Below are 13,104 nucleotides of genomic sequence, written 5' to 3' on the forward strand. Positions count from 1 at the left end.
TTCGTTAGGAAATGAAACGTGGAATACCGACGAAGCGGGTGATGAGGACGAGACAGATTTGCTTGGATGGTGCTAGATCAACCCATAGACGCTTATATCGATAGCGGGGATGGAAGGAATTCCATGGGCGATTTACACCCATTGCTACCTAACGATCCGGAACGTATCGGTATATACGTTCTGGTCGGGCGGTTCTCCCCGGATCCGGGGCAGGCCGTTTACCTGGGTCATCTGCTGGACGACGACACGCCTCGCGTGATCCGCATGCTGGAGCCCCGCCCGGACGCCGACCCGCAGGCGCGGGAGCGGATCACCAACGGGCTGAACGCGGCCAAGCGGGTCTCGGGAGCCCACACCGCCCGGCTGGTCGAGGTCGGCTGGTTCGACGACGCGCCGTACGTGGTCCGCGAGCACGTCGAAGGGCGCTCGCTCCGCGAGACGGTGTCCGCGGACGGGCCGCTCACCGGGGACGCGCTGGAGCGGCTCGCCGTGGGCACGCTCAACGCCCTCACCGCCGTCCACATGTCCGGGATCGTCCACGGCGGGCTCACCCCCGACACGGTGCTCCTGGGTCCCGACGGTCCCCGGGTGTGCGACGTCGGCCTCGGCGCGGCGGGGTCCGAGCCGGACTACGTCGCACCCGAGCGCCTCCGTGCGGGGCTCCTCCCCGACGGCGCTCCGGGTGCTCCCGGTGCGTCCCCGGCTCCGGGCGCCCCCGGTGCGTCCACCGCCGCGAAACCCGCCGACCTGTTCGCCTGGGCGGCGACGGTCGCCTACGCGGCCACCGGCCGGCCGCCCTACGGCGGCCGGCCCGAGCTGGTGCTGGAGGGGCCCGCCGACCTGAGCGGCATCCCGGCGGCGCTCCGCCCGCTCATCGCCGCCTGCCTGGACAAGCGTCCGGAGGCCCGGCCGGACGCGGGCGCGGCCATGCTGCGGCTGCTCGGCGAGCGCCCCGAGGACCGCGTGCTGTCCGCCGTCCCCGTCCCGCAGGAGGGCCGCCCGGTCCTCCCCGGCGACGACCTGCGGGGAGAGGTCGTGCCGGGTGCGGCCGGGCAGCCCGGTCCCGGCGCGCCGACGGCCCCCGCCCCTCAGGTCTGGGGCGCGCCGCCCCTGCCGGGGGATCCGCCGCCGGCGAACGTGACCGTGCTCGCCGCACCCGTCAGGGAGCGGCCGAGGACCGGAGGGCTCTCCCTCCTCCTGGCGGCCTGCGTGGGCGTGGTCGCCCTGCTGTCCGGACTCGGGGTCTGGGCCGCGGGGAAGTACACCTCCCTGGACGACGCAGGACGGACGGCCGCCGACGGGGCCGCTCCCCGGATCCCGCTGGAGCTGGCCGGGCGGGGAGAGGACCAGGTCGCGGACGGCGACCAGGGGCAGGGCACCGGCATGGGACAGGGCACCGGAGACGACCCGGTGAACAGGGTCACGGTGCCGTGGGGGACGACCCCGGAGCCGCGGGAGGGCGATGTCGGGCCGCTGCAGCTGCCCACCGACGTCCCCGCCGTGCCCACCGTCGCGCCCGTCCCGACGCTGAGCTCGCTCACACCGCCCCCGGTCCCCGTTCCGTCGACCGCGGCGCCGCAGCAGACGGACCGGCCCGGCACGCAGCAGACCCCCACCGCCGCGCCGGCCCCCACGGCCACCGCGACGCAGCAGCCGGCGACCCCGCAGCCGACGGTGACCCTCACGGTGACGCCGCAACCGGCTCCGGAGTCCCCGCAGCCCACGGGGTCGCCCGCGCCCTCTCCGTCGACCACCCCCGGGGTGACGCCCACCGCCGCTCCGACGCCCTCGGTGGCACCCACTGCGGTTCCGTCGGCTTCGGTGACGCCCACTGCGGTTCCGTCGGCGCCCACGACCCCCGGCGCAACCCCGAGCACGCCGGCGGTGACGTTCACGGCCAAACCGACGCCGACTCCCACCCAGGCCAGGCCGACCGCCACCGCGGCCAAGCCGACGCCCGCTCCCACCCAGAGCAAGCCGGTACCCGCTCCCACCCAGGCCAGGCCGACCGCCACCGCGGCCAAGCCGACGCCCGCTCCCACCCAGAGCAAGCCGGTACCCGCTCCCACCCAGAGCAGGCCGACGCCCACCGTGATCAATTCGGCGCCCACCGTTCGACTGACCAGCGGCGCCGATCCGTCACAGATCTCGGCGACGCCCGCCTCCCCGCCCCCCGTCAGGTCCTTCAGCCCGCAGCAGGTCTGCGGGGCGGGGTACGTCCCGCAGCGGTCCCTGTCGTTCAACGGCGGGACGGTCCACCAGCTCTACAACGCGTCCACCGGGAACAACTGCGTGGTCACCGTCAAGACCAGCGACGTGGGCAAGGCGAGCCAGCTCTGGGCCACGCTCGAGGTGCAGGGCGGCGGTTCCCTGACCGACAGGGGCTCCTTCGAGTACTACGCGGGACCGGTCGTCCTCCCCGCCAAGGGCAAGTGCGTGCGCTTCTCGGGCGGCGGCCCCGGCGGCCAGGCCTCCTCGGACTGGGGGAACTGCCGCTGACCTCGTCCTGAAGGCCCGTTCCGGGCCTGACCCGCCCCCTCCCGGACGGCCCCGGTCTCCGGGAGGGGGCTTCCGGCCGTTCCCGCCGGTCCTCTGCGGAGACCCGGGGAACGGCACCCGACCGAGTTCGGCGGGCGGCCGTACGGAGGCCGCCCGCGCGGAGGTGAAGATTCCGTGATCGCCGGAAGGCTCGCCGCGGGTGTGCTGACACTGGCGGTCGCCGCCCCGCCCGCCGCCGGGAACGCGGCGGCGGGCGGGGCGGCGGGCATGGCGGCGGGGTCCGACTGCACGCCGCAGCGCGGGACGACGAGCATCGGCGAGTCGTGGGCCCAGCGGCGCCTGAACCTGCCGGAGGTCTGGCGGCTCACCAAGGGTGCGGGGGTGACGGTGGCGATCGTGGACAGCGGCGTGGACACCCGGCACCCGCAGCTGAAGGTGGCCTCGTCCGTCGACCTCACCGGCACGCACGGCTACGACTGCGTCGGGCACGGCACGGCCGTGGCGGGCATCATCGCGGGAGCCGAGATCCGCGGGGTGCCCTTCACGGGTGTCGCCCCCCGGGCCAAGTTGATCTCGATCAAGCAGACCAACGAGAGCAACGGCGACGTGGGCAAACTGGCCCAGGGGATCGTGCGCGCCGTCGAGCTCGGCGCGGACGTGGTCAACGTCTCCATCCAGGCGGCCGACCAGCCGGATCTGAAGGCCGCGGTCGACTACGCGCTGGCCCAGGACGTGGTGGTGGTGGCCGCGGCGGGCAACGTCCAGCGGTCCGACGGCTCGGCGGCCCCCGCCTACCCGGCCGCCTACCCGGGCGTGCTCTCCGTCGGCTCGGCGGGTCCCGAGGGCGGCAGGGCGGACTCGTCCAACGCGTCGACCCCCGTCTCCGTCCTGGCCCCCGGCACCGCCGTCACCGCCCCCTGGCCGGGCCTCGCCTACCGGGAGGACCTGGAGGGGACCAGCTTCGCCGCGCCGTACGTCGCGGGGGTGGCCGCGCTGGTGCGGGCCCGGTACCCAGGGCTGGACCAGGTGCGGGTACGGCGGCGCATCGAGCTGACCGCCGACGGCGCCTCCGGCTCCGGGACCGGCGCGGGGATGGTCAACCCGCTGCTGGCCGTGTCCGCGATCCTGCCGGAGACGGTCGCGATCGCGCCGCAGGATCCCGCCCCTCTGCCGCCCGGCGCGGTACGGCCCGCACCCGCCGAGGACGTCAGGGGGATCTCGATCGCGGGCCGGGTCGCCCTGTTCTCCCTCTCCGCGGCGGTCCTGGCCGCCCTGGCCGGCGTCGTCGTCCCGCTGGGCCGGCGGCGCGGATGGCGGCCGGGCGCGCAGCGCCCCGCCACCCGGCCCGCGAGTCCGCAGCGCTCCCCCCTCTAGCCTGGGAGGCCGCGGCGTTCCCGCTCTAACCCGGGAGGCCGCGGCACTCCCCGGCGGGGCGGGGGAGCCGGCGGGCCAGCCGTCCGGGCGGGGAAGGCGCCGCTACGCGGGGAAGCCGCTGCGCCTCTCGAAGTCCCGGCGCGCGCCGCCGAGCAGCTCTCCCAGGCTGGGCAGGCTTCCCAGGCGCAGCCCGTGCATCATCTCGTCCTTCGCCCGGGCCGCGGCCTCCTCCGCGGCCCCGACCGCCGCGACGACGGCTTCGCCGAGGGAGGCGCCGTCGAGCCGGCGCCGGCTGAGCACGTGGATCTCGAGATCGAGGAGCGAACCGAGCGCGTCGACCGTGGCGACGACACGCCCTTCGTCCGCGGTGCCGTGGAAACGCCTGCCGCTCCACGCCTCCACCGCCGCCTCCATCTCCGCGAGCGCCTCGGGGAGCCGTTCGGCGAGGCCGAGGAGTTCGTGCTCCTCCACGGTCACGCCCCTCTCAGCAGCGCGTCGACCGCCGGTGCCAGCGGGTCCGCCGGGACGACCGGGCCGTCCGGGTCCGCCGGATCCGGAGGCCGGGTGCCGGTCGCCTCGGCGACCGCTTCGGCCAGTTCCGCCCCCGCGGCCTCGCGCGCCCGCCGGATCGCCTCCACGACGGCCCGGCCCAGTTCCTCGTGGTCGAGGTCCCGCATCGCCCGGGCGCCGACGGTGACGGCGAGCAGCCTGCCCGACCCCGAGACCCTCACCCGGATCCCGCCGTCGGCCGCGTCCGCCTCCACCTCCCGCCCGCTCAGCCCGCGGAGCGCGGCGGTCAGCCGGTCGACCTGCTCGCCGACCTCCCGCAGGAGGCCCGCGACGTCGCCCTCGGCACCGGCCGCGAACGCGGCGATCTGCCCTGTCCGTTCCATCTTCCGCCCGTCCGCGCTCATCCGGGGCGCTCCCGTCACCGGTGGTGCGGGGCGCGCTTCCAGTAGTCGTCGTTGATGTTGCCGGGGTCGGTCACGCCGGGAGGCAGTCCCAGCCGCCGCGGCCCCCTGTCCGGGGCCCCGCCGGTCCAGAAGGCGGCCCGCAGGTCGTTCAGCTTGAGTTCGAGCTTGTTGAGCTCCGTCTCGTAGCCGTTGTAGACGTCGGCGAACTGCTTGACCAGGTTCCCCAGCCCTCCGGCGAAGGTCGCCACGTAGGCCATGAGGGCTCCCCTGGCGACCGGGTTGGTCGTGCTGAGCGCCGTGAGCGTCTTGAAGATCGGCGCGGAGGCCGCGTAGATCGCGAAGACCGAGAGGTCGTACTCCAGGACCTCCTTGTACTGGCCCTGCATGGTGGTGCTCATGTCGTCGGACACCTTGGTCAGCACGCCGAACAGGCCGTTGGTGTTGAACCGCAGGTGCGTCTGGAGCGCCTGCTTGGCCTCGCCCTGCCAGTTCGGGGAGACCTCGTCGAAGAACGCCCGCCACAGGTCCGCCCGGCCGCTCTCCAGCCGCCCGGAGATCTCCTTCCAGGTGTCCCTGCGGTTCGCGAAGAGGAAGGGGTTGCCGATGTTCGCGGTCGCGGCGACGTCCAGGGCGAGGGCGGCGGCGCCGATGCCCGACATCACCATGGCGGTCCGGGTCGGCTGCCGCAGCACGTTCAGCGACCCCATCAGCTTGCGGAAGAAACCGGGGTCGGTCCGGGCCTGCCCGACCGGCGCGGCCGCGCGGGCCTGCCCGACCGGACCGGGCCCTCCGGCCGGCCCCACCTGCACGGTCCGGCGGACCGTGCCGTGGCGGTCGGTGACGTACAGCGGGCCCTGCCGTGGCTGCTGCCCGCCCGGGAGCAGCGGATTCTCGCTCAGGGCTTCCCTCCCGCCGCGTTCGCCCGCTCCACCTGCACGTACGTGGCGGCCACCCGCACCAGCCGCTCGGAGTCCGAGGTGAGGGTCTCCCGCAGGACCCGCGCGCCCGCCGCCCAGGTGTCCGCGACGGCGTTGAGCCGGTTGACGAAGAGCAGCCCGACGAGCGGGACGCCCGCGAGCGGGGCGAGGTTCCACCCCTCGAAGCGGGGCGTCCCGTCCAGCGCGCCCTGCACCTCGGCGCCCGCGTCCCCCGCGGTCCCCGCGAACTTCTCCAGGTGCCCGGCCGCGACCTCGTATCCGGGGGTCTGAGGAGCCAATCGACCAGCCTCCGAGAATCGTCTCCGTACCGCTGTACCGCTGTACCGCCGTGCCGTCACCGTGTCCCCGGCACCGCCGGGCCGCGCGTCGCCGCGCGTACGGCCGGGCGGCGGCTCAGAGGCTACGGGGCCCCCGTTAACGCCGGGCGGCCTGCGGATGTCCGGGCGCTTTCCGGCTTCCTGCCGTGTTCCTGCCGGCGTCCTGCGATCTCTCCCGTCCAGGCGTCCCGGGGCGTCCCGGGGCCTCCCCGGCCCGCCTCCCCCCCGGCCCCGGAAGAGAGGAAGATCCCTTTTCTGTCTCGGAGGAGGCAACTCCTTGATCGCGCTTCTATGCTGTCGGCTACCGCGTGTCCGGCGAGACGGAGGTGGAATGCAGACCCGTCGCGATCTCTACCAGGCGTACCGGCTGATGACGCAGCGACTGGGCACGGCTCTGCTCCAGGGTGAGCCGGACCTGCCCGAGTCGCCGATGCGCAGGTACAACGTGGCGATGTTCTGCGCGGTGCTGGCCGCCGTCCTGGTGGCGGTCGTCTTCGGCGTGCTGGGGCTGCTGCGCCCGGGCGGCGCCACCGCGCTCACCGAACCCGGCACGGTCCTCGTCGAGGAGGAGTCGGGCGCGACGTTCGTCTACAGCGCTCCGCAGCGGCGGATGATCCCCGTCGCCAACGTGGCCTCCGCCCGGCTGCTCCTGGGCACCCAGGGCGCGAAGGTCCGGACGGTGACCTCGGCCTCGCTCGCCCGCTTCGCCCGGGGCACGCTGGTGGGCATCCCGGGCGCTCCGGAGTCGCTGCCCGCGCCCGACCGCCTGGTCCGCGCGCCGTGGTCGGCCTGCGTGGTGGAGGGCACGGACGCCACCGGCGGGCGCAGGCCGTACACGTCCCTGATCGGCGGCTTCGAGGTCGGCGGGCGCCCGATCGGGCAGGACTCCGCCATGGTGGTCGAGGAGGGCGGGCAGACCTGGATGCTCTGGTCGAACCGGCGGATGCGGGTGGCGTCCGAGAGCGTGCGGGCGCTGCCGGAGGGAGGGCGCCGGCAGGTCCCGGCCGCCTGGCTCAACGCGCTGCCCGCCGGGCCCGACCTGCGCAGTCCCTGGATCCCGGGGCTGGGCCGCGCGGTGCGCGGGCCGGACGGCCGAGGGTCCGCGGCGGGCCGGGTGTACACCGTGCCGCCGGCCGTCGGCGGCCCCGCCAAGTGGTACGTCCTGCTCTCCGACGGGCTGGCGAGCCTCACCCCCGTCCAGGCGGACCTGCTCCTGCAGAACCCTGCAACCAAGAAGGCGTACGGCCGCGCGCCGGTCCGGGCGATCACGCTGGACGCCGCGACCGCGAACGCGACGCGGGTCTCGAAGACCCGGCTGGACTCCACCGGCCTCCCCGAGACCATGCCGAAGGTCATCGAGCCGGACCCGGCGGACCCGCTCTGCGCCGTCTACTCCGGCACGGCGCGGGGGTCGGCGCAGGCGACGCTGACCGTCGAGAGCACGGTACGGATCCCCGCGCCCCCGAACGAGCGCTTCGACCAGGCCACGGTCGACCAGGTGGTGCTCCCGCCCGGTTCCGGCGCGCTCGTGGGGCTGCTGCCGGGGGACGGCAGGCTGGACGCGGTCCGCTCGCTCTACCTGATCGGCGACCAGGGACGGCGGCACGCGATCCCCTCACCGGAGGCGCTGCAGAGCCTCGGCTACGCCGACGGGGACGTCGCCCCGCTCCCGGCCCACCTGGTGCACCTGATCCCGGAGGGACCGGCGCTCGACCCGGCCGCCGCCAGGGTGCCGGTGCGGGTCGAGCAGCCGGCCGCGGCCCGGCCGTAGCGGCCGGGACCCGCCCGTCCCGTACGGGGCCCGGACCCCACGGCTCCGGGTCAGGGGAGACCGGGGAGGTGGAGGCCCCCCTGGTTCAGGTTCATGTTCAGGCTCGGCAGTTCCGTCTTCTTGAGCCCGGAGGCCGGATCGTAGGTCAGACCCGCCTTGGTGAACTCCGGCGTCCCCTCCGGCATGGCCTTCATCCCGAAGAACAGCTTGCCCATGTTGTCCTGGAGGGTGGCCACCCCGTAGAGGATGCCCGCGACCACCCCGGCGGCCGTCATCTTCTTCTTGGCCATCGCCTTGACCGCCTTGTCGATGGAGTTGAGCACGCCGGTGAGGGCGACCTCGAAGGCCACCTTCCCCCCGGGGTGGGCGAGGAAGACGATGGAGAGCGCCGCCAGCGCCTGCATGATGACCGCGACGGACATCGCGATGATCGCGCCCACGTGGTAGACGAGGGCGGTCTGGTCCAGGGCGTCGCCCATGCCCTTGCGGAGGTTCTGCGCGTTGCCCAGTTCGTCGTTGAACTTCAGGACGGCGGCGTCGAACGCGGCGAAGGCCTCGCCCTCCCACTTGCCGTCCTTCCTCAACGTCTCCTTCAGCTCGGTTATCTCCCGCTTGAGCTGGTCGAGGTCCGCCTTGTCCCATTCCTTCGCCGCCGCGTTCATGGCACCCGGGTCGGAGACCATCAGGCCGAGGGTCGCGACGATGGAGAACGCCATGGGACGTCTGAGGACGCCGGCCGCGATGGTCGCAAGCGCCACCGCCGCGATGTACATGTCCTTGTCGTTCTCGTACGCCATGCCGTCAGTCTCCCGTCCCGCCGCGTCCCGTCCGGATCACGGCTCCTGGCCGATCACCGAGGGGGCCACGTCCTCGTCGCCGCCCCAGACCCCCTCGTCCTCCGAGAGCCAGGTGGTCTGGTCGCGGTCGCGCTCCTGCTCACCCGTTCCGGCGCCGCCCATCGGCATCATCGGCATCATCGGCATGCCGCCGTTCGCGCCGGTCCCGCGCACGCCTGCCTGCAGGCCGCCCGGTCCGCCGCTCCCCGCCCCTGCGGGGAGCGCGCCGCCCCCTCGGCCCGCCGTGCCCGTCCCGGCCTGGTCGCCCGTCCAGGTCGTGGCGTCCGGGACCTTGAACTGCGGCACGGACGGCTCGCCGGGCGTGTAGGCGGACAGGTCCGTCCGGCGCGGGTCGACGGCTCCGAGGCCCGGCAGCCCGGTCGCGGTCTGTCCGGGCAGTCCGGGGATCCGCCCGTCGAGTCCTCCGCTCCCCGGGACGCCGCCGGTGCCCGGCAGATTCGCGCCCGGCAGATTCGTGCCCGGGAGATCCGTGCCCGGCAGACCACCCCCCGGCAGGCCGCCTCCGGGCAGGCCGCCTCCGGGGAGGTCCGTGCCCGGCAGACCGCCCCCGGGCAGATCCGTGCCCGGGAGATCCGTGCCCGGCAGACCACCCCCCGGCAGGCCGCCTCCGGGGAGGTCCGTGCCCGGCAGACCGCCCCCGGGCAGACCGCCTCCGGGCAGACCGCCTCCAGGCAGACCACCCCCCGGGAGGCCGCCTCCGGGCAGGCCGCCCCCCGGCAGGTCCGTGCCCGGGAGCTCCGGCAGCTTGTTGGCGTCCTCGGCGGCCTTGTAGGTGTGGCTGGCCGTCTCGAGGGCCGTCCGCCACGACGCCAGCACCTCCCTGCCCGCACCGAGCGCGTCGGCGGCGCTGTCCCGGGCGCGGTCGTGCGCGATGTGCAGCCCGGCGCCCAGGACGCCGAATCCGGGGAAGGGCACGCCGATCGCCTTCGTCTGGTCGGCGACGTTCTCCATCGTGCCGGCGTGGGTGTCGTAGTCCTTCCCGAGCGCCTTCAGCCTCTCCTCGCTGAAGGAGACCCCCGGCCCGTTCAGCCCGTAGCCCCCGAACGTCTGGCCGCCGCCGGGTCCGCCCATCGTCACTCCTCCGCACTCAGCCGATCACCGGCGGGATGGTGTCGCCGCCGCCACCCCAGACGTCGTCGTCCTCCAGGAGCCAGGTGGTGTTCTCCCGGTCCCGCTCCTCCTCGCCTCCCGCGCCGCCCTTCGCACCGACGCCCATCGGCATGAACGGCGTCGCCGGCACACCGCCGCCCGCCTTCATCCTGCCTCCGGCCGCCCCTCCGGCGCCCCCGGCCCCTGCGGCGCCGCCGGTGCCCCCGGGCACGCCCGCGGTGCCGAAGGCCCCGCCCGGGAAGGCGCCGCCTCCCGGCCCGCCCCCGGCTCCGGTCCCGAACCCGCCCGCCCCGGAGGGGCCGCCGGGGAGGTGGGCCGTCCCAGGGAAGGCGGGCGATCCGGTCATCGAGGGGTCGCGCAGACCGGCGAGCGTGGTCGTGGACGATCCCGGCGCGGGGACGCCCGCGTCCGGCGCTCCCGGGAGGCGAGGAGAGGCGTCGCCCGTGTTCACCGCCCCGCCCGCCCCCGGAAGGCCCGGCAGCGCCGGGGAGCCCTCGGGGAGCGGGTGGACGAGCCCGGACGGGTCGAGGCCCGCCGGGACGGTCCCCCCGTCCCCGGGGAGCCCGCCGAGCCCGTACGGATCGTCGTTCAGACCGGGGTCGAAGGCGACGGTCCCGGGCGGCCCTCCTCCCGTGAGGTCCGCGGAGAGGTCCGGGGACGGGCCGCCGGGGAGGCCGGTCGGCTTGTACTCGGGCAGGTCCACCTCAGTGGGGGTGGGCAGCGCCTGCTGGACGTCGGGGGGCAGCTCCGCGTAGAGCTCGCGGATCTTCTCGTTCACCGCGTAGAAGTGGTCCCTGGCCCGGCGCTGGACCCGGTAGACCCCGTAGAACGGGGTGAGGTCGGCCCAGTCGATGTCCCGGTCCGTGCGCGAGTCCCGGCCCTGCTGGACGACCACCTCGCGCTGCGCCCAGGCCATCGTGTCGGCGTACTTGCGCAGCACCGTGCCGGTGGCGTTCAGTTTGCCGGCGAGCTCGCGCATGGTCGCGTGCAGGAACTGCAGCTGCTTCTGGACCTCGACGCCCGCCGGTCCCTTCAGGTGCCGGGCCAGCTCCGCGGCCTTCGCCTTGAGCGCCGCCGCACCGGCCTCGAGCGCTCCGTGGCCGGCGACGTAGTAGTCGCCCGCCCGCCGCACCGCGACCGGGTCGGCGCCGTCGATCCACTCCTGGATCCGCTTCTCCAGGTAGTCGAAGTAGAAGATCTGCGTCTCTTCGGTGGGCAGCGGCCCGTCCGTGGGCTTGACCCTGATCCTCTGCACGTCCGCCATGATCGTCCGTCCCGCACTCAGCGCCGGTCGCCCGGTCGGCCGTAGGCCTGTTCCGCGCCGTCGTAGGACCTGGCCATCTCCAGCAGCGCGTTGATGGACTCCCCGTACTGCCGGGCCAGCGAGGCGTACAGGCCGCCGCCCGGGCTGCCCGGGTCCCCGACGAGGACGGAGTAGGCCGAGACGATCCCCATGGAGAACTGCTGCGCGGTCTGCCACTGGCCGAGCTGGGCCTCGCTGAGCGCGCAGTGGCGCTGCAGGTCGGGCAGCGACCCCGCGCCCGAAGGAGGGGGCGGGGGCGGCGAGAAGTCGTCGCCGGGCTTGTGCTCGCCCGCCGCCGCGGGTTCCGCGCCGCCCGTGGTCAGCGCCTTCAGCGCCTTCTCCAGCTCGCCCGCGATCCGCTTCACCTCCGTGCGGTCCACCTCTGCGCCGTGCTTGCGGTCGGCCTCCGTCAGGCCGGGCCAGTCCGGATCCAGTTGAAACGCCATGCCGTGCCTTCCGGGAGCCGGGCGGGGGTCAGGTGATGACCGGGGGGGTCACCTCGTGGCCGGTGTTCCAGACGTCGTGCTCCTCGGTCAGCCAGCTCGTCCGCTCCTGGCCCTGCGACTCCTCGCCGCCGGCGGCGCCGCCCATCGGCATGAACGGCATCATCGGCGCGCCGCCCGGGGCGGCGCCCCGCAGCGAGGGCAGGGCCGCCCCGCCGCCGGCGCCCGAGCCGCCGCCCAGGACCGGGGGCACGCTCGTCATCGGCCCGCCGATCCCGAGCGGGTTCGGCCGGACCACCGTGCCGGGACCGGAGCCGGGGCCGAAGCCTGAGCCGGGACCGAAGCCGGAGCCGGGCTGCGCGGTGACCGCCGCCGGATTCTGCGTGGTCGTCAGTGCCGTGGCCGGATCGTTCGGGGTGAAGGCGGCGACCTCGGTGGTCCGGGGGTCGCCGGCGTCGGCCTGACCGATCACCGGGGGAACCGTGCCGTCACCGGTGACGCCCGAGCCCGGGAACGCGCCGTTCCCGTTCCCGCCGGGACCGGAGCCCGGTCCACTTCCACCGGGCCCGCTTCCACCGGGTCCGCCTCCACCGGGCTCGGTCCCGCTGCCGGGCCCGCTCCCGCCGGGGTCGGTCCCGCCTCCGGAACCAGGCCCGCCGGGACCGGAGCCCGGTCCGCCGCCCGGGCCGGGGCCGCCCCCGGAACCGCCGCCGGGGCCGCCCCCGGAACCGGGGCCGCCGCCCGAGCCGGGGCCGCCCCCCGTGCCCGAACCGCCGGTGCCGCCGGGGTTTCCGGAGTAGGCCGGGACGGATCCGCCGTTCCCGCGGGGCGAGCCGCCCTCGTAGGGGCTGTCGCCCGGCGGGTACTCCACGGGCGTGTAGCCGCCGCCGGACGCCTCCGGGATGGTCACGGTCGGCAGGTTGTACGTCACGTTCGCCGGAACGCTCTCGTACAGCTGCACGATCCTCGTGTCCAGCTTGCGGAGGATCTCCCGGGCCGCGTGGTCACCGTTCATGGCGGCCTGCGCCGAGGGCGTCAGGCCCGGAGCGGGCTCGTTCAGCGGCCCGATCGTGGGCGGCGCGGTGGAGGGGGACGCCGAGGCGGACGGCGACGGCGACGCGGTGGGCGAGGGTGTCGGCGCCGGTCCGGGTGAAGGGGTGGGGACCGGCTGCTTGGCGGGGTCGGCTTTCAGCCTCTCCAGTTCGTCGATCGCCTGGGGCAGGGCGGCCCCGCCGTACGTCTGCAGGACGGAGGCCATCTGCCCCATCTTCTCGGCCAGTTCCGCGCCGGTGGCGTGCAGCATCTGCAGCGCCCGCTGGACCTCGACGGACGCGGGCCCGCTCCACGCCCCGGCGAGTTCCCTGGCGTTGCGGGCCAGGGCCTCGCGGACGGAGCCGAGGACGGCCACGCCGGCCTGGTAGGAGGCCGCGGCGGCCGTCACCTTCTCCGGCGCCGTGGCGCGCAGCCACCGCTCGATCTCCTCCTTCGACGCGGACACCTGGCCCGCGCTGGGGACCGCGCTGGTGGACCGGACGTCCAGGCTCCCGCTCTCACTGCCCACGACGACCCTCCCGTGAT

Annotated in this window: 12 protein-coding genes; 3 read left to right on the forward strand and 9 right to left on the reverse strand. The window is 75.1% G+C overall.

What is annotated here, in order from left to right; all coding sequences use genetic code 11:
- Positions 1-123 precede the first annotated feature (123 nt).
- Complete coding sequence (locus tag HS048_RS32450) at positions 124-2,499, forward strand: serine/threonine protein kinase (protein WP_196469784.1); 2,376 nt, start codon at positions 124-126, stop codon at positions 2,497-2,499.
- Between the two features lie 174 nt (positions 2,500-2,673).
- Positions 2,674-3,873: a S8 family serine peptidase gene (locus HS048_RS32455; protein WP_196469785.1), complete on the forward strand. Its 1,200-nt coding sequence runs from the start codon at positions 2,674-2,676 to the stop codon at positions 3,871-3,873.
- Between the two features lie 102 nt (positions 3,874-3,975).
- Here HS048_RS32455 and HS048_RS32460 read toward each other — a convergent pair whose 3' ends face one another.
- From HS048_RS32460 to HS048_RS32475, 4 genes are all read right to left on the reverse strand, one after another.
- Positions 3,976-4,350 carry a YbaB/EbfC family nucleoid-associated protein gene (locus HS048_RS32460; RefSeq protein WP_068897636.1) on the reverse strand — a complete coding sequence of 125 codons (375 nt, stop codon included), beginning with the start codon at positions 4,348-4,350 and terminating at the stop codon, positions 3,976-3,978.
- Entirely contained in the window at positions 4,347-4,766 is a 420-nt protein-coding gene (locus HS048_RS32465; protein WP_196469786.1) for a YbaB/EbfC family nucleoid-associated protein, read from the reverse strand. Before HS048_RS32465 ends, HS048_RS32460 begins: the two co-directional genes overlap by 4 nt.
- Positions 4,767-4,801: 35 nt before the next feature.
- A complete protein-coding gene (locus HS048_RS32470) occupies positions 4,802-5,596 on the reverse strand; it encodes a hypothetical protein (protein WP_196469787.1) in 795 nt (264 codons plus the stop codon).
- Between the two features lie 86 nt (positions 5,597-5,682).
- Positions 5,683-6,003 carry a hypothetical protein gene (locus HS048_RS32475; RefSeq protein ID WP_068897639.1) on the reverse strand — a complete coding sequence of 107 codons (321 nt, stop codon included), beginning with the start codon at positions 6,001-6,003 and terminating at the stop codon, positions 5,683-5,685.
- Positions 6,004-6,373: 370 nt separating this feature from the next.
- Here HS048_RS32475 and eccB point away from each other — a divergent pair, with 370 nt between their 5' ends.
- Positions 6,374-7,813, forward strand: coding sequence for a type VII secretion protein EccB (gene eccB / locus HS048_RS32480; RefSeq protein ID WP_068897640.1), 1,440 nt, complete (start codon positions 6,374-6,376; stop codon positions 7,811-7,813).
- Between the two features lie 50 nt (positions 7,814-7,863).
- Here the strand turns inward: eccB and HS048_RS32485 are convergent, their stop codons facing one another.
- The 5 genes from HS048_RS32485 to HS048_RS38610 are packed head-to-tail and all read right to left on the reverse strand — an operon-like array spanning position 7,864 to position 13,087.
- Positions 7,864-8,610, reverse strand: coding sequence for a WXG100 family type VII secretion target (locus HS048_RS32485; RefSeq protein WP_068897641.1), 747 nt, complete (start codon positions 8,608-8,610; stop codon positions 7,864-7,866).
- A gap of 36 nt (positions 8,611-8,646) precedes the next feature.
- Positions 8,647-9,741, reverse strand: a complete 1,095-nt coding sequence (locus HS048_RS38605) for a hypothetical protein (RefSeq protein WP_196469788.1) — start codon at positions 9,739-9,741, stop codon at positions 8,647-8,649.
- Between the two features lie 16 nt (positions 9,742-9,757).
- Positions 9,758-11,035: a hypothetical protein gene (locus HS048_RS32495; protein ID WP_196469789.1), complete on the reverse strand. Its 1,278-nt coding sequence runs from the start codon at positions 11,033-11,035 to the stop codon at positions 9,758-9,760.
- Between the two features lie 26 nt (positions 11,036-11,061).
- Positions 11,062-11,529 (reverse strand): hypothetical protein, encoded by a 468-nt coding sequence (locus tag HS048_RS32500; protein ID WP_068897644.1) that lies wholly within the window; start codon positions 11,527-11,529, stop codon positions 11,062-11,064.
- Between the two features lie 28 nt (positions 11,530-11,557).
- Entirely contained in the window at positions 11,558-13,087 is a 1,530-nt protein-coding gene (locus tag HS048_RS38610; protein WP_196469790.1) for a WXG100 family type VII secretion target, read from the reverse strand.
- Between the last annotated feature and the right edge of the window lie 17 nt (positions 13,088-13,104).

This window comes from Planomonospora sp. ID91781 (assembly GCF_015711595.1).
GTDB lineage: Bacteria > Actinomycetota > Actinomycetes > Streptosporangiales > Streptosporangiaceae > Planomonospora > Planomonospora parontospora.

Coding starts and splice junctions, on each gene's coding strand:
- eccB (WP_068897640.1), top strand. CDS start 6,374: ATGCAGACCCGTCGCGATCTCTACCAGGCGTACCGGCTGATGACGCAG.
- HS048_RS32485 (WP_068897641.1), bottom strand. CDS start 8,610: ATGGCGTACGAGAACGACAAGGACATGTACATCGCGGCGGTGGCGCTT.
- HS048_RS32500 (WP_068897644.1), bottom strand. CDS start 11,529: ATGGCGTTTCAACTGGATCCGGACTGGCCCGGCCTGACGGAGGCCGAC.
- HS048_RS32465 (WP_196469786.1), bottom strand. CDS start 4,766: ATGGAACGGACAGGGCAGATCGCCGCGTTCGCGGCCGGTGCCGAGGGC.
- HS048_RS38605 (WP_196469788.1), bottom strand. CDS start 9,741: ATGGGCGGACCCGGCGGCGGCCAGACGTTCGGGGGCTACGGGCTGAAC.
- HS048_RS32450 (WP_196469784.1), top strand. CDS start 124: ATGGGCGATTTACACCCATTGCTACCTAACGATCCGGAACGTATCGGT.